General features: G+C 70.8%; 15 protein-coding genes. 5 read left to right on the top strand and 10 right to left on the bottom strand.

Annotation, left to right across the window (positions count from 1 at the left end; translation table 11 throughout):
* Window positions 1-43: 43 nt before the first annotated feature.
* From BR85_RS12355 to BR85_RS12375, 5 genes are all read left to right on the top strand, one after another.
* A complete protein-coding gene (locus BR85_RS12355; RefSeq protein WP_028496809.1) occupies window positions 44-484 on the top strand; it encodes a PTS mannitol transporter subunit IIA in 441 nt (146 codons plus the stop codon).
* Window positions 481-1,635: a mannitol-1-phosphate 5-dehydrogenase gene (locus BR85_RS12360; protein WP_028496810.1), complete on the top strand. Its 1,155-nt coding sequence runs from the start codon at window positions 481-483 to the stop codon at window positions 1,633-1,635. Before BR85_RS12355 ends, BR85_RS12360 begins: the two co-directional genes overlap by 4 nt.
* A gap of 87 nt (window positions 1,636-1,722) precedes the next feature.
* Window positions 1,723-3,057, top strand: a complete 1,335-nt coding sequence (locus BR85_RS12365; protein WP_036272958.1) for a flavin-containing monooxygenase — start codon at window positions 1,723-1,725, stop codon at window positions 3,055-3,057.
* A complete protein-coding gene (locus BR85_RS12370) occupies window positions 3,054-4,010 on the top strand; it encodes a bile acid:sodium symporter family protein (protein ID WP_036272960.1) in 957 nt (318 codons plus the stop codon). The genes BR85_RS12365 and BR85_RS12370 overlap by 4 nt, the downstream gene beginning before the upstream one ends.
* The gene (locus BR85_RS12375) at window positions 4,007-4,960 is read left to right on the top strand and encodes an SDR family oxidoreductase (RefSeq protein WP_028496811.1); all 954 of its coding nucleotides are present in this window, start codon (window positions 4,007-4,009) and stop codon (window positions 4,958-4,960) included. The genes BR85_RS12370 and BR85_RS12375 overlap by 4 nt, the downstream gene beginning before the upstream one ends.
* Before the next feature lie 24 nt (window positions 4,961-4,984).
* On the opposite strand, the gene BR85_RS12380 is transcribed toward BR85_RS12375, so the two are convergent.
* From BR85_RS12380 to BR85_RS12425, 10 genes are all read right to left on the bottom strand, one after another.
* Window positions 4,985-5,290, bottom strand: a complete 306-nt coding sequence (locus BR85_RS12380) for a DUF6510 family protein (RefSeq protein ID WP_051526361.1) — start codon at window positions 5,288-5,290, stop codon at window positions 4,985-4,987.
* On the bottom strand, window positions 5,290-6,015 hold the full coding sequence (locus BR85_RS12385) for a ferredoxin reductase (protein WP_028496813.1): 726 nt from the start codon (window positions 6,013-6,015) through the stop codon (window positions 5,290-5,292). The genes BR85_RS12380 and BR85_RS12385 overlap by 1 nt, the downstream gene beginning before the upstream one ends.
* Window positions 6,012-6,605, bottom strand: coding sequence for a sulfite oxidase-like oxidoreductase (locus tag BR85_RS12390; RefSeq protein ID WP_028496814.1), 594 nt, complete (start codon window positions 6,603-6,605; stop codon window positions 6,012-6,014). The genes BR85_RS12385 and BR85_RS12390 overlap by 4 nt, the downstream gene beginning before the upstream one ends.
* Before the next feature lie 108 nt (window positions 6,606-6,713).
* A complete protein-coding gene (locus BR85_RS12395) occupies window positions 6,714-7,829 on the bottom strand; it encodes an adenosine deaminase (RefSeq protein ID WP_028496815.1) in 1,116 nt (371 codons plus the stop codon).
* 46 nt (window positions 7,830-7,875) lie between these two features.
* Window positions 7,876-9,165, bottom strand: coding sequence for a thymidine phosphorylase (locus BR85_RS12400; RefSeq protein WP_028496816.1), 1,290 nt, complete (start codon window positions 9,163-9,165; stop codon window positions 7,876-7,878).
* Window positions 9,162-9,560: a cytidine deaminase gene (locus BR85_RS12405; protein WP_028496817.1), complete on the bottom strand. Its 399-nt coding sequence runs from the start codon at window positions 9,558-9,560 to the stop codon at window positions 9,162-9,164. Before BR85_RS12405 ends, BR85_RS12400 begins: the two co-directional genes overlap by 4 nt.
* 1 nt (window position 9,561) lies before the next feature.
* Window positions 9,562-10,851, bottom strand: coding sequence for an ABC transporter permease (locus BR85_RS12410; protein ID WP_028496818.1), 1,290 nt, complete (start codon window positions 10,849-10,851; stop codon window positions 9,562-9,564).
* A complete protein-coding gene (locus BR85_RS12415) occupies window positions 10,848-12,155 on the bottom strand; it encodes an ABC transporter permease (protein WP_028496819.1) in 1,308 nt (435 codons plus the stop codon). The genes BR85_RS12410 and BR85_RS12415 overlap by 4 nt, the downstream gene beginning before the upstream one ends.
* Window positions 12,152-13,666 (bottom strand): ABC transporter ATP-binding protein, encoded by a 1,515-nt coding sequence (locus tag BR85_RS12420; RefSeq protein WP_028496820.1) that lies wholly within the window; start codon window positions 13,664-13,666, stop codon window positions 12,152-12,154. Before BR85_RS12420 ends, BR85_RS12415 begins: the two co-directional genes overlap by 4 nt.
* A 116-nt stretch (window positions 13,667-13,782) precedes the next feature.
* Window positions 13,783-14,907, bottom strand: a complete 1,125-nt coding sequence (locus BR85_RS12425) for a BMP family lipoprotein (protein ID WP_028496821.1) — start codon at window positions 14,905-14,907, stop codon at window positions 13,783-13,785.
* Between the last annotated feature and the right edge of the window lie 149 nt (window positions 14,908-15,056).

The raw sequence follows: 15,056 nt of genomic DNA on the forward strand, positions 1-15,056 counted from the left end.
GTGGCCTTCCGAGTCCGAACGACCCCAAGGAAGAGAGACAGACATGGCACGCGAGGTTCTCAACGTCGGACAGGTCCGCATCCACTCCGGCTCGGTGAGCAAGGAGACCGCGATGAAGGAGGCCGCCGACATCCTCGAGGCGGCGGGCGCCGTCACGAACGCCTACTTCGACGCGATGCAGCAGCGCGAGATGACGGTGTCCACCTACATGGGCAACGAGCTCGCGATCCCGCACGGCACGAACGAGACGAAGGACACGATCCTCGACTCCGCACTGTCGTTCGTCCGCTACGACGGCGGCGTCGACTGGGGCGGCGAGCCGGTGACCTTCGTGGTAGGCATCGCCGGCAAGGGCGACGAGCACCTCGAGATCCTGTCGCAGATCGCCCTCATCTTCTCCGACGACGACGAGGTCGCCCGGCTCAAGCAGGCGCAGACACCCGAAGAGCTGTTCGGCATGCTCTCGTCGGTGAACGACTCATGAAGGCCGTCCACTTCGGCGCAGGCAACATCGGCCGGGGATTCGTCGGCCTGCTGCTGCACGAGGGCGGGTACGACCTCGTCTTCTCCGATGTCGCCGCGCCGCTCGTCGACGCCATCAACGCGGTGTCCGAGTACACCGTGCACGAGGTGGGCGACGGCGGCACGGACAAGGTCGTCACCGGATTCCGCGCCCTCAACAGCGCCACCGACCCGCAGGCGGTCGTCGACGAGGTCGCGACGGCGAATGTCGTGACGACCGCCGTCGGCCCGACGATCCTGAAGTTCGTCGCCCCGCACATCCTCGCCGCCCTCGCCCTCCGCGACCCCGCCGCCCCGCCCCTGCAGATCATGGCGTGCGAGAACGCCATCAACGCGACCGACCAGCTGCGCGACGAGATCCGCGCGCAGGCCGGCGACGCGTGGGACGGGCTGTCCGCCCGGGCCGTGTTCGCCAACACGGCCGTGGACCGCATCGTCCCGGCGCAGCCGGCCGGCTCCGGCGTGGACGTGACGGTGGAGCCGTTCTACGAGTGGGCGATCGAGCGGCCGCCGTTCGGCGACCAGCCGCCCACGATCCCCGGCGCGCACTTCGTCGACGACCTGGCGCCCTACATCGAGCGGAAGCTCTTCACCGTCAACACGGGGCACGCGACGACGGCGTACTTCGGGGCTCAGGCCGGCGTGGAGAAGATCTCCGACGCGCTGGCCGACCCCGAGATCGCCGCGAGCGTGGCGGCCGCCCTGGAGGAGACCTCCGCGCTCCTCGTCGCCAAGCACGGGCTCGACGCCGGTGAGCTCGCGGAGTACCGCGCGACGATCCTGCGCCGTTTCGCCAACCCGGCGCTCCCCGACACCGTGGGCCGGGTGGGTCGACAGCCGCTGCGGAAGCTCTCCCGGCACGAACGGTTCATCGCACCGGCGGCCGAGGCCGCCGAGCGCGGCCTGCCCGTCGACGGCCTGCTCGCCGCCGTCGGGGCGGCGCTCCGCTTCGACGACCCCGAGGACGAACAGGCGGTCGAGCTGCAGCGGCGGCTCCGCGACGAGACGCCGGCGGCCTTCACGGCGTCGGTGACCGGGCTGGAGCCGGAGCACCCACTCTTCGCGCGCGTCGAGGCGCTCGTCGGCCGGCGACAGAAGGAGCTCGGCGCCTGACCGACCCGCCGACCGGCGGCATCCCGTCTTCCCGATAGCATCGAGACGTCGCGTGCGCGACGCAGGTCACGAGGGAGTGTCTGGGGAATGCGGGAGCGTCGCTACGCCATCATCGGCGCGGGTCCGTCCGGGCTCGCCACGGCGCGCGCCCTGCAGCGCGAAGGCCTCGCCTTCGACGGCTACGAGGCCGGGCACGGCGTCGGGGGGCTGTGGGACATCGACAACCCGCGGTCGACGATGTACGACTCCGCGCACCTCATCTCCTCGCGGACCACGACGGAGTTCACCGAGTTCCCCATGCGCTCGAGCGCGGACTACCCGAGCCACCGCGAACTCATCGCCTACTTCCGGGAGTACGCCGAGCACTTCGGCCTGACCGCGCACTATCGGTTCGACTCGACCGTCACCGCGGTGCGCCGTGACGACGACGGCGCCTGGACGATCACGGCCTCCGGTCCGGACGGCGAGCGCACCGCGCGCTATGCCGGCGTGATCATCGCGAACGGCACGCTCGCCGAACCGCAGGTCCCCCAGTTCCCGGGCACGTTCACGGGCGAGATCCTGCACACGAGCGGGTACAAGAGCGCCCGGCAGCTGGACGGCAGGCGGGTGCTCATCGTCGGGGCCGGCAACTCCGGCTGCGACATCGCGGTGGATGCCGTCCACTCGGCGGCATCCGTCGAGATGAGCGTGCGCCGCGGCTATTACTTCGTGCCTCGCTACCTGTTCGGCCGCCCCGCGGACACGCTGAACCAGGGCCGGCCCCTCCCCGCACGCATCAAGCAGTTCGTCGACACCCGCGTGCTGCGCGCCTTCACGGGCGACCCCGTCCGGTTCGGCTTCCCGGAGCCGGACTACCGGATCTACGAGTCGCACCCGATCGTGAACACGCTGATCCTCAACCATCTCGGTCAGGGCGACCTGCGCATCCGCGCGGACGTGGCGCGCTTCGACGGCGACACGGTCCACTTCCGCGACGGGACCCAGGGCGAGTACGACACCGTGCTGCTGGCGACCGGCTACCGCCTGGACTACCCGTTCGTCGACCGCGCCGACCTCCACTGGACCGGGATGGCGCCGCGGCTCTTCCTCAACATCTTCCCGCCGTCCTTCAACGGCCTCTTCGTGATGGGGATGGTCGAGGCATCCGGGCTCGGCTGGCAGGGCCGCTACGAGCAGGCCGAGCTGATCGCCGCGTACCTCCGGGCCGAGCTGGACGCGCCGGAGCGCGCGTCGCTGTTCCGGCGCCGCGTGAACGTGCCGTGGCCCGACCTGACCGGCGGCTACCGCTACCTCGGCCTGGAGCGGATGGCCTACTACGTCAACAAGGACGCCTACCGCGGCACGGTCCGCGACATGACCCGGTCCCTCCGCGCGCCGGCTCGTCCCCCGCTTCCCCGTCGAAGGAGAACCCGCGCATGAACCCGGACGACGTCGTCCTGAACTTCACCCCCGGCACCCTCGTCATCCTGAACGTCGTGCTCGCGCTCATCATGCTGGGGGTGGCCCTGGACACGACGGTGGACGACTTCAAGGTCGTGGCCCGCAAGCCGAAGCCCATGATCATCGCAATCATCGCGCAGCTCCTCGTGCTGCCCGCCGTGACCTTCGGCCTGACCTTCCTGCTGCCGGTGACCGCGTCGATGGCGCTCGGCATGATCCTCGTCGCCTGCTGCCCGCCCGGCAACATCTCGCAGGTGCTCACGCACCGCTCCGGCGGCAACGTCGCGCTGTCGGTGTCGATGACGGCGGTGTCGAACCTGCTGTACATCGTCGCGCTGCCGTTCTCGATCGCGTTCTGGGGGTCGCTGCGCGCCGACACGCGGGAGCTCCTGACGGCCGTCTCCCTCAACGGCTGGCAGATGCTGCTGGAGATCCTCCTCATCATCGGCCTGCCCTTCGCCGTCGGCCTGACCCTCCGCCACCGGCTGCCCGGGCTCGCCGTGAAGGTGCAGCCGTTCGTGAAGTGGTTCTCGCTCCTCGCGCTGCTCGGGTTCATCGCGGCCGCCCTCGCCGGCAACTGGACCTACTTCGTCGCGTTCCTCGGCGTCATCCTGCTCGCCGTCACGATCCACGACGCCGTCGCGCTCGCGATCGGCTGGTCCACCGCCGCGGTCGGCGGCCTCGGCACCCGGGAGCGCAAGGCGATGACCTTCGAGGTCGGCATCCGCAATGCCGGACTCGGGCTCGGTCTCGTCTTCACCTTCTTCGGCGGCCTCGGCGGCATGGCCATCGTCGCGGGATGGTGGGGCATTTGGGACATCATCGCCGGCCTCGTCGTCGCAACGCTGTGGGCGCGACACACGCGGGCACGCACCGGGTCCGCCAAGGGGGATGCCACGCGCCACGCCGTCCCGGAGGCGGCGGCGTCGTGACCCGCGTCCTCATCACCGGCGGCGCCGGCTTCCTCGGCACCCACGTCGCATCGGCCCTCCGCGCACACCCCGACGTCGAGCTCGTCGTCGCCGGCGACGTCCGCCCGCACGCGGACCCCGCGGACGGGGTGGTGTTCGAGGAGTGCGACGTGACGCGCCCGGGCACCCTCGCCCCGCTCCTGCGCCGGCACGGCATCGACGTCGTCGTTCACCTGGCCGCCATCGTGAACCCCGGGCGCGACCACGACCTCGAGTACCGCGTCGACGTGGACGGCACGCGCAACGTGCTCGCGGCGTGCCTGGACGCCGGGGTGCGCCGAATCGTCGTGTCCTCCTCCGGCGCCGCGTACGGGTACCACGCCGACAATCCGGAATGGCTCCGCGAAAGCGACCCCGCCCGCGGCAACGACGAGTTCCCGTACGCGAAGCACAAGCGCCTCGTCGAGCAGCTGCTGGGGGCCGCACGCACCGCGCATCCCGAACTCGAGCAGGTGGTGTTCCGGATCGGCACGATCCTCGGCCCGACCGTGCGGAACCAGATCACGCGGCTCTGGGACGGCCGCCGCATCCTCGCCGTCCGCGGGTCGGCGTCGCCGTTCGTCTTCGCCTGGGTGGATGACGTGGCCGCCGCGATGGCCCGCGCGGCGACCGACGGCCCGCCCGGGGTGTACAACGTCGCCGGCGACGGACGCCTCACGGTCGCGGAGATCGCCGACCGGCTCGGCAAGCCGCTGCTGACGGTCCCCGCGGGGGTGCTGGCGTTCGCGCTGCGGGTCGGCCGCGCCCTGCGCCTGACGGTCCACGGACCGGAGCAGGTGGGCTTCCTCCGGTACCGGCCGGTGCTCGCCAACGACGCCCTCAAGCGCGACTTCGGCTACACGCCGCAGAAGACGAGCGCCGAGGCGTTCGAGGCATATCTCGCGTCCCACCCGGGAGTCGCGCGCCGGTGACCGGCGCGCCGCATCCGTCCTGCGCTACACCGCGACGTCGAGGCGCGCGAGGGCGCCAATGCGCAGGGAGAGGCGGCCGTCCGCGCGGAGGACCGTGAGGAGCGTCCGCGTGCAGGAACGGCAGCGGAGGATGGCTGCGGCCCCGTCGTCCTCGACGACGGCGGCGGCGAGCGGACCGGCCTGCCCGCAGTGCCCGCAGGCGAGCAGGGCCATCGTCATGTCGGCCGCGAAGACGTCGGCGAGCAGGCCCGCGAGGGCGTTGCCGTCGACGTGGCGGACCGGGCCGTGCGGCTCGTCCGGCGGGGCTCCGTGGTGGGGAGAGTCGTCCATCAGGCTCCTCCGAATCTCTCGGTCCGCACCCGCTCCGGCGGGTGCCCCGCGGCGACCAGCAGGTCGGCGGTCGCCTCCACGAACCGGGTGGGGCCGCAGACGAACACGAGCGGCCGCGCGTCGGGCGGCCAGGTGCCGGCGGCGAGCGTCTCTGCGGTGAGCCGGCCGACCTCGCCGTCCCACTCCCCCGGCGCCTCGCGCGTGTACCGCCAGTCCACCGCGATCCCGGCCGCCGTGAGAGCGTCGACCTCGGCACGGTACATGGCGTCGGCGGGTGAGCGCACGGAGTACAGCAGCCGGAACGGCGCCTCCCCACCGAGCGCCGCCGACCGGGCGCGGGCCATCGCGAGGAGCGGGACGATCCCGGAGCCCCCGGCGATGAGCTGCACGGGGGCGGGGTCGCCGGCATCCCACACGAAGTAGGCGCCCAGTGGCCCCTTCACCTCGACCATGTCGCCGGGCTCGATGACGTCGACGAGGTAGGGCGAGACCTCGCCGTCGTCGATGCGGTCGATACCCAGCTCGACGCTCTCCCCCGGTCCGGAGGAGGCGATCGAGTACGACCGCTCGGCCTGGTAGCCGTCCTCCGCCGTGAGGCGGATGTCGAGGTGCTGCCCCGGCAGGTTCCCCGGCCAGCCCGGCACGTGCAGGGTCAGGATGCGCGCGTGCGCGGTCGCGGGGCGCGCGGCGGCGACCGTCGCAGGCCGCCACCCGCCGACCGTCACCAATAGCGCTCCTCGGTCCACGGGTCGCCGTGCAGGTGGTAGCCGTTCTGCTCCCAGAAGCCGGGCCGGTCGCGGTCCTGCATGACCAGCGCGTTGACCCACTTCGCGCTCTTCCAGAAATACAGGTGCGGCACCAGCAGCCGGGCCGGTCCGCCGTGCTCGGGCGCGAGCGGGGCGCCGTCGAACTCGAACGCGACCCAGGCCTTGCCGCCGAGGAGGTCCGCCATCGGGACGTTCGTCGTGTACCCGCCGTAGCAGTGCGCCATCGCGAACTGCGCGTCGGTGTCGACCTCCGCCATGAGCGTGTCGATCGACACGCCCCGCCACGACGTGCCGAGCTTGGACCAGCGCGTGACGCAGTGGATGTCGGTGTCGATGTCCTCGACGGGCAGCGCCAGGAACTCGTCCCACGTCCACGTCGTCGTCGTCGCCTTCTCGGTGACGATCCGGAACGTCCACTCGTCGGTCGGAATGCGCGGCGTCGGCCCTGCGGAGAGGACCGGGAAGTCCTTCGTCAGGTACTGGCCGGGCGGCAGAGCGGGATCGGCCTCCCGTCGCCGACCGCCGAAACCGCGCGAGAACACTGCCATGACCGCTCCCCCCTGCCCTGCGAGACCGTTCGGATATCGCTCAGGATAGGGCGCGCGGGTGCCGCCCGCGAGGGGCGGACGCAGGAGTTCGGCGCGGGGCCGCCGGACTCAGCGGTCGAAGCCCTCCGCGATGAGCTCGATGAGCTCCTCCCGCTCTTCGACGGAGAGGAACGCGGCCGCCGCGGCGTTCAGCTGGAAGGCCTCGAGGTCGTCGAGCGTGTACTCGAACGCGTCGGCGAGGAGCTTCAGCTCGCGTGTGAGCGACGTGCGGCTCATCGTGCGGTTGTCGACGTTCACGGTCACCGAGAAGCCCAGCTGGTACAGCAGGTCGAACGGGTGGTCCTCCAGCTGCGTGCCCCAGCGTGCGATCGCGCCGGTCTGCAGGTTCGACGACGGCGACAGCTCGAGCGGGATCTCCCGGTCGCGCACCCAGCGCGCGAGGTCGCCGAACTGGACGAAGACCTCTTCGCCCTTCTCCTGCACGACGTCGAGGTCCTCCGCGATCCGCACGCCGTGACCCAGGCGCAGCGCGCGCCCGTCGATGAGCGCCGAGCGGATGGAGTCCAGGCCCGCAGCCTCGCCGGCGTGCACCGTGACGGGGAAGAACTCCGAGGCGAGGTAGTCGAATGCGGCGCGGTGGTTCGAGGCGGGGAAGCCGTCCTCGGCGCCGGCGATGTCGAATCCCACGGCGCCGCGGCTGCGGTGCGCGACGGCGAGCTTCGCGATCTCCAGCGACCGGTCGGCGTGCCGCATGGCGGTGATGAGCTGCCCGACGCGGATGGCGCTGCCGTTCGCGTCGACGGCATCCTCGCCCTCTTCGATGCCCTCCTGAACCGCTTCCACGGCCTCATCGAGCGTGAGCCCGCCCGCGAGGTGCTGCTCGGGCGCCCAGCGCACCTCGCCGTAGATCACGCCGTCCGCGGCGAGGTCCTCGACGAACTCGCGCGCGACGCGGCGGAGCCCGTCACGCGTCTGCATGACCGCCGTGGTGAGGTCGAAGGTCTTGAGGTACTCCACGAGCGAGCCCGAGTCGCTCTGGTCCTCGAACCAGTCCGCGAGATCGTCGGCATCCGTGCTCGGCACGTCCAGACCGATCTCGGACGCCAGCTCGATGATCGTCTGCGGCCGCAGCGCGCCGTCGAGGTGGTCGTGGAGCGACACCTTCGGCAGGCTCTGGATGCGGACGCCCTGCAGGGTCGCGTCGGCGTGCGTGTCGGTGGCCATGGGGTGGTGCTCCTTCTTCGACGGTGGTGCTGTCGGGCGGTGGTGCTCAGGCGGTGATGCGCTCGAGGATGAGCGGGGAGGACGGCGGAGCTTCCGCGCCGATCGTCCAGGCGTCGTCGAGGGCGTCGAGGGCGCGCGCGAAGCGCGTCTCGTCGTCGGCGAGCAGGGTGAACAGCGCCTGCCCCGCGACGACGCGGTCGCCGGGCTTGACGTGCAGGTCGATGCCCGCCGCGTGGATGACGGGATCCTGGGCGCGGGCGCGTCCGGCGCCGAGCCGCCAGGCCGCGACGCCGAACGGCAGCGCCTCCAGGCGGGTGACGACGCCGTCGGCGTCGGCCATGACTGTGTGCGTCTCGAGGGGCGCGGGCAGCGCCGCGTCGGGGTCGCCGTCCTGCGCGCGGATCATCTCGCGCCACGCGTCCATGGCGCGGCCGTCGCGGAGGGCGGCCTCGACGTCGGCATCGGGCTGGCCGGCGAGGGCGAGCATCTCCCGCGCGAGCGCGACGGTGAGTTCCACGACGTCAGCGGGGCCGCCGCCGGCGAGGACCTCGACGGACTCGCGCACCTCGTTGGCGTTGCCGATCGCGAGGCCGAGCGGCGTGTTCATGTCGGTCAGCAGGGCGGTCGTGGCCACGCCGGAGTCGGTGCCGAGCGCGACCATCGTGCGGGCGAGTTCGCGGGCACGGTCGACGTCCTTCATGAACGCCCCGGACCCGAACTTCACGTCGAGCACGAGCGAGTCGGTGCCTTCGGCGATCTTCTTGCTCATGATGCTGGATGCGATGAGCGGGATCGCCTCGACCGTGCCGGTGACGTCCCGGAGCGCGTAGAGCTTCTTGTCGGCCGGGGCGAGGCCGGAGCCGGCGGCGCAGATGACGGCGCCGACGCCCCGCAGCTGCGCGACGAGCTCGTCGTTGGTGAGCGCGGCCCGCCAGCCCGGGATCGACTCCAGCTTGTCCAGCGTGCCGCCCGTGTGGCCGAGGCCGCGGCCGGACAGCTGCGGCACCGCGACGCCGAACGAGGCGACGAGAGGGGCCAGCGGCAGGGTGATCTTGTCGCCGACGCCGCCGGTGGAGTGCTTGTCCACCGTCTTCTTGCCGAGGCCCGCGAAGCTCATCCGCTCGCCCGAGGCGATCATCGCCTCGGTCATGACGCGGATCTCGTCGCGCTGCATCCCGTTGAGGAGGATGGCCATCGCGAACGAGGCCATCTGCGCGTCGGCGACGTAGCCGCGGGTGTAGGCGTCGACCATCCAGCGGAGGGCGTCCTCGGGGACGGCTCCCCCGTCGCGCTTGATGCTGATGACGTCGACGGCGTCGAACGGCTCGATGCTCATCGGGCGGCCTCCAGGTCGCGGGGACCGAACGCGTCCGGGAGGACCTCGTCGATCGTGCGGATGCCGGACACCGTCTCCAGCAGCATCCCGGGCAGCGCGAATTCGTACAGCAGCTGCCGGCAGCGCCCGCACGGCATGATCGTCTCGCCGTCGTTGTTGACGCACACGAACGCGACGAGCTCACCGCCGCCGGACATGTGCAGGTCGCCGACGAGGGCGCACTCCGCACACAGCCCGACGCCGTACGAGGCGTTCTCCACGTTGCAGCCGGACACGATGCGCCCGTCGCTCACGAGCGCCGCGGCGCCCACCTTGTACCGCGAGTACGGGGCGTACGCGCGCTGCATGGCGTCGGTGGCCACATGGCGCAGCTGATCCCAGTCGATGTCGGTCATGTCATCCCTTGATGTACGGCTTGCCGGATGCCGCCGGCCCGCGGATCTGCCCGGCGAATCCCGCGACGGCGAGGATCGTCACGACGTAGGGCAGCATGAGCATGAACTCGCTGGGGATCGGGGTCTTCAGGATCGTCAGCAGGTTCTGCAGGTTCGTGGCGAAGCCGAACAGCAGCGCCGCGAGGGTCGCCCGGATCGGGTCCCAGCGGCCGAAGATGACGGCGGCGAGGGCGATGAAGCCGAGACCGGCGGTCATCTCCTTGCCGAACTGCGGCACCGACACGAGCGTGAAGTACGCGCCGCCGATACCGGCGATCGCGCCGGCGAGCGTCACGTTCCAGAACCGGGTCGCGTTGACCTTGATGCCGACCGTGTCGGCGGCCTGCGGGTGCTCGCCCACGGCGCGGAGCCGCAGACCCCAACGCGTGCGGTACAGGCCCCACGCGACGAGCGCCACCGTGATGTACATGAGGTACACGATGAAGGTCTGGTTGAACAGCACCGGCCCGATGATCGGGATGTCGCTGAGGATCGGAATCTCGATGCGCCCGAACCGCTCGGGCCGGTTGAGCTCGGTCTCGTTCGGCACGAGGAGCGCGCCGTAGAGGAAGCCGGTGAGACCGGTCACGAGGACGTTGAGCACGACACCGACGATGACCTGGTCGACGAAGTACTTGATCGCGAACGCCGCCAGAACGAGGGAGACGAGCACGCCGCCGATCATCGCGCCGATGAGGCCGACGAACGGGTTGCCGGTGATGCTGGAGAGCAGGGCGGCCGAGAAGGCGCCCAGCAGCAGCTGACCCTCGATGGCGACGTTGACGACGCCGACCCGCTCGCCGATGACCCCGCCGAGCGCGCCGAACACGAGCGGCACGGACAGCGACACCGCCCCGAACAGCAGGCTCGTCACGGGCACCAGCCCGCCGGCGGCCGCCCACACGAGGAAGGCGAAGACGCCCAGCACGCCGAACACCGCGGTGAGCCACAGCGGGGTGCGCCGGTACGACCAGGCCTCCCAGGCGGCCCAGAGGGCGAGGAGGACGAGCACCACCAGGAGGATCCAGCTGGTCGGTGCGGTCGGCAGCCCCACCTCGGGCAGCGCGATCGCGGACGACGGGTCGCCGAGGCGGAAGGTCGAGACACCGTCGCGGGGCGCGAAGGCGAACAGCGCGGCGAGCAGCACGATGACGACGCCGAAGACGATCGGCACCTTGAACTTGCGTGCCTTGACGACGGCGAGCTGGATGGTGCCGTCACCGGCCTCGCGCGTGGATGTGGGCGCGCTCATGCCGCCACCGCCTTCTTCGCGGCCTTGGCTCGCGCCTTGGCCGCCTTCTCGACATCGGTCTTGGGGAGGAAGAACACGGCGCGCAGCAGCGGCGGCGCGGCGATGAAGAGCACGATGAGGGACTGCACGACGAGCACGATGTCGACCGGGATCCCCTGCGCCTGCATCGAGAACGACCCCGCCTTGAGCGCGCCGAACAGGATGCCGGCGGCGAACGTGCCCCACGCCCGGCTCCGGCCGAGGAGGGCGACGGTGATGGCGTCGAACCCGATCCCGGCGTCGATCGTCGCCCCGAAGCCGGTCACCACGGTGCCCTGGATCTGGTTCATCGCGGCAAGACCGGCGAGGCCCCCCGCGAACAGCATCGCGTAGACATAGAGGCGTTCCACGTTGATGCCCGCGGCGCGCGCGGCGTGCGGGTTCTCGCCGACGGCACGCATGCGGAGCCCGAGGCTGGACCGCTCGATCAGCCACCAGACGACCACGGTCGCCAGCAGCACGACCACGAAGCCCCAGTCGAGGGCGGGGAACAGCGGGCCGAGCAGGTCGGGGAACTGCGCGGAGGCCGGCGTCGGCCGCGTCTGCGGCTGGTTGGTGCCGGTCATCTGCAGCAGCCCGGGGCTGCGCAGCATCCACAGCAGCAGGTAGAACGCGACGTAGTTGAGCATGATCGTGAGGATCACCTCGTGCGCGCCCGTCTTCGCCTTCAGCAGACCGACGAGCCCGCCCCACAGCGCGCCGCCGACGATGCCGGCGATGAGCGTGAGCGGAAGGTGGATCCACATCGGCAGGTCGAGGTTGAACGCGAAGAGCCCGGCGAACAGGGCGCCGATCAGCATCTGGCCGCGGGCGCCGATGTTGAACAGGCCCACGCGGAACGCGAGGGCGACGCCGAGACCGGCCGCGATCAGCGGGGCCGCGAAGCCGAGCGAGTTCGTGATGGGGCGGATCTGCGCCTCGAAGCTCGCCCCCCGCGGGTTGAACACGGCGCCGCGGAAGAGCGCCTCATACCCGTTGTACACGGCGGTCCAGATCGCCACGAGGGTGTCGCCCGGACGGGAGAAGAAGTAGCCGGCGGCGGCCTGCACGTCCTCGTTGGTCACGGCGATGAGCACACCGCCGACGATCATCGCCAGCACGATCGCGAGCAGCGTCGTCACGGCGCTGCCGCGCATGAGGTCGCGGAGGAACACGTTCGCGCGCGGCGGGGCGGGAACCTGCTCCCCGGTCAGCGGACCGCCGGCGGGCGGCAGCTGCTCACTGGGGCGCGCCGCGTCCGCGGCGTTGGGCGTCGAACCGCTCATGCGGCCACCTCCGGGTCGGTTGCGCCGGCCATCATGAGGCCGAGGGCCTCGCGCGGGGTGTCACCGGGAACGATCCCCACGATCGTGCCGCGGTACATGACGGCGATGCGGTCGGCGAGTGCCGTGACCTCGTCCAGCTCGGTGGAGACCACGACGACGGGGATGCCGGCATCCCGCGTCTCGATGATGCGCTTGTGGATGAATTCGATGGAGCCGACGTCGACGCCGCGGGTCGGCTGGGCGGCGACGAGCAGCTTCAGATCGCGGCTCATCTCGCGCGCGATGACGACCTTCTGCTGGTTTCCGCCGGAGAGCGTTCCGGCCGGGGTCTGCGGGCCCTGCGTGCGGATGTCGTACTCGGTGATGCGGTCGCGGGCGAAGTCGTCGAGCACGCCCCGCCGGATGGTGCCGAAGGTCGAGAAGGCCGGGTCGGTCGAGCGGTCGAGGATGAGGTTCTCGGCGACGGTGAACCCGCCGACGAGCCCGTCCTCCGTGCGATCCTCGGGGACGAATCCGACGCCCGCCTCGAGGATGGCGCGGACGCTCTTGCCGGCGAGCTGCTCGCCGTTCAGGCGGATGGAGCCCTCGGTGCGGGCTGCGAGGCCGACGATGGCCTCGACGAGTTCGGTCTGGCCGTTGCCCTGGACGCCCGCGACGGCGAGGACCTCGCCGGGCCGGACGTCGAAGCTCACGTCGTCGACGACGATCGCCCCGGTGGCGGTGAGGACGCGGAGGTCGCGGACCTCGAGCCCGCCCTCGCGGGTCTGCGGCGGCGCCTTGTGCACCGTCAGCTCGACGGCGCGGCCGACCATGAGCGAGGCGAGCTCGGCGTTGGTGGCGGTGGGGGCGGCTTCGCCGACGACCTTCCCGAGGCGGATGACGGTGATCCGGTCGGCGACCTCGCGGACCTCGCGGAGCTTGTGGGTGATGAAGACGATGGAGGTGCCGTCGTCGCGGAGCTGGCGCATGATCGCCATGAGCTCGTCGGTCTCCTGCGGGGTGAGCACGGCGGTCGGCTCGTCGAAGACGAGGACCTTCGCGTCGCGCGAGAGCGCCTTGATGATCTCGACGCGCTGCTGCACGCCGACCGGGAGGTCGCCGACGAGCGCGTCGGGGTCGATCTGGAACCCGAAGCGGTCGGCGACGGCGCGCACGTGCTGCCGTGCCCCGTCGAGGTCGAGGCGGCCGAGGGCCTTGGTGTCCTCGTGACCGAGCATGACGTTCTCGGCCACGGTGAAGACGGGGATCAGCATGAAGTGCTGATGGACCATGCCGATGCCGGCCGCCATCGCGTCACCCGGTCCGCGGAAGTGCTGGACGACATCGTCCAGAAGGATCTCCCCCTCCTCGGCGCTGTACAGGCCGTACAGCACGTTCATGAGGGTGGACTTGCCTGCGCCGTTCTCACCGAGGAGAGCGTGGATCTCGCCCGGCCAGACCACGAGATCGATGTGGTCGTTGGCGACGAGACTGCCGAATCTTTTCGTGATTCCGCGGAGTTCGAGCTTCATATCAGCACCTTATCCGGCGCCCGCTCCCACGCGGGAGGGCGCCATCGCTGTGTCTGCCGGACGGCACTCGGGGCGGGCCGCTTGCGCTGGCCCGCCCCGAGTGGTGATCAGTCAGATCACGGGGAGTTCGGCGACTCCACCGTGATGTCACCGGCGATGATCGACTCCTGGAGGGCGGCGATCTCGTCGAGCAGGCCGTCAGGCAGCTGCGACTCGAAATCGTGGAAGCTCGAGAGCTTGACGCCCTCGTTCTCCAGGGTGCCGATGTAGGGAGCCGGGTCGAAGTCGCCCGCGGCGGCGGCGATGGTGGCGTCGTGGACGGCCACGTCGATCGCCTTCATGATCGACACCAGCGTGATGTCGGTGACGCTCGTGTCGGCGACAGCGAGGTCGCTGTCGACACCGAGCATGAGGGTCTGCTCACCGCTGTCGGCGATGGCCGCGGCAGCGCTCTGGTAGACCGGGCCGCCGACGGGCAGGATGACGTCCACACCCTGGTCGAGGACGCCCTGGGCCGTCTGCTTAGCCGTGTCGTTCGCGTCGAAGCCGCCCGTGAAGGAGCCCTTCTGCGTCGCCATGTCCCAGCCGAAGAGCTCGACCGAGGCACCCTTGTCCTCGTTGTACTTCTCGACGCCGAGCTGGTAGCCGTCCATGAACACGGCGACCGACGGGATCTGCATGCCGCCGAAGGTGCCGACCTTGTTCACGCCGGACTCGGCCGACCATGCGGCAGCGGCGTAGCCGCCGAGGTACGCGGCCTCAGCCGTGTTGAAGACGAGGGGCTTGATGTTCGGCGCGTCGGTCTCACCGTTGAAGTCGGTGTCGGCGTAGTCGTCGATGATCGCGAACTGCAGGTCGGGGTTCGCGGTGGCGGCAGCGGCCGTCGCGGCGGCCAGCTTGAAGCCGACGGCGACGATGAACGTGCAGCCCTCGGAGATCGCGGTCTCCATGTTCGGCGCGTAGTCGTTGTCGTTGGCCGACTCGAACTCGAGCGGCTCGACGCCGAGCTCCTCGGCGGCCTGGTCCATGCCGTTCTTGGCGGACTCGTTGAACGACTTGTCGTTCCAGCCGCCGGCGTCGGAGATCAGGCAGGGCAGGAAGCCCTCCACGACGGTGGGTGCGTCGCCGCTGGGAGCCGACGTCGGGTTCGCCTCCGGTGCGGTGCCACAGCCGGCGAGCGCCGTGATCAGAAGCGCCGCGCCGGCGATGCCGGCGAGCTTCTTGGTGGTCGAGATGGTCAATGCAGCCTCCACATTGATGGACCCGCGGATTTCGCGGGGAACGACTCGAAGTTACCGATTGTTTCGCCGCTCCCCACGCTGATCAGCCCTGCGGGGCGGAATGGTTACAAAGACGCAATGATCCCGTCACGCGCGTGGCACCCTGCGCA

This window comes from Microbacterium sp. UNCCL10, assembly GCF_000746195.1.
GTDB lineage: Bacteria > Actinomycetota > Actinomycetes > Actinomycetales > Microbacteriaceae > Microbacterium > Microbacterium saccharophilum.

What these genes read in the sequence shown, in the direction of transcription:
- BR85_RS12360 (WP_028496810.1), top strand. Translation starts at nt 481, where the DNA reads ATGAAGGCCGTCCACTTCGGCGCAGGCAACATCGGCCGGGGATTCGTC.
- BR85_RS12410 (WP_028496818.1), bottom strand. Translation starts at nt 10,851, where the DNA reads ATGAGCGCGCCCACATCCACGCGCGAGGCCGGTGACGGCACCATCCAG.
- BR85_RS12405 (WP_028496817.1), bottom strand. Translation starts at nt 9,560, where the DNA reads ATGACCGACATCGACTGGGATCAGCTGCGCCATGTGGCCACCGACGCC.
- BR85_RS12400 (WP_028496816.1), bottom strand. Translation starts at nt 9,165, where the DNA reads ATGAGCATCGAGCCGTTCGACGCCGTCGACGTCATCAGCATCAAGCGC.
- BR85_RS12370 (WP_036272960.1), top strand. Translation starts at nt 3,054, where the DNA reads ATGAACCCGGACGACGTCGTCCTGAACTTCACCCCCGGCACCCTCGTC.
- BR85_RS12420 (WP_028496820.1), bottom strand. Translation starts at nt 13,666, where the DNA reads ATGAAGCTCGAACTCCGCGGAATCACGAAAAGATTCGGCAGTCTCGTC.
- BR85_RS12365 (WP_036272958.1), top strand. Translation starts at nt 1,723, where the DNA reads ATGCGGGAGCGTCGCTACGCCATCATCGGCGCGGGTCCGTCCGGGCTC.
- BR85_RS12415 (WP_028496819.1), bottom strand. Translation starts at nt 12,155, where the DNA reads ATGAGCGGTTCGACGCCCAACGCCGCGGACGCGGCGCGCCCCAGTGAG.
- BR85_RS12380 (WP_051526361.1), bottom strand. Translation starts at nt 5,290, where the DNA reads ATGGACGACTCTCCCCACCACGGAGCCCCGCCGGACGAGCCGCACGGC.
- BR85_RS12390 (WP_028496814.1), bottom strand. Translation starts at nt 6,605, where the DNA reads ATGGCAGTGTTCTCGCGCGGTTTCGGCGGTCGGCGACGGGAGGCCGAT.
- BR85_RS12395 (WP_028496815.1), bottom strand. Translation starts at nt 7,829, where the DNA reads ATGGCCACCGACACGCACGCCGACGCGACCCTGCAGGGCGTCCGCATC.
- BR85_RS12355 (WP_028496809.1), top strand. Translation starts at nt 44, where the DNA reads ATGGCACGCGAGGTTCTCAACGTCGGACAGGTCCGCATCCACTCCGGC.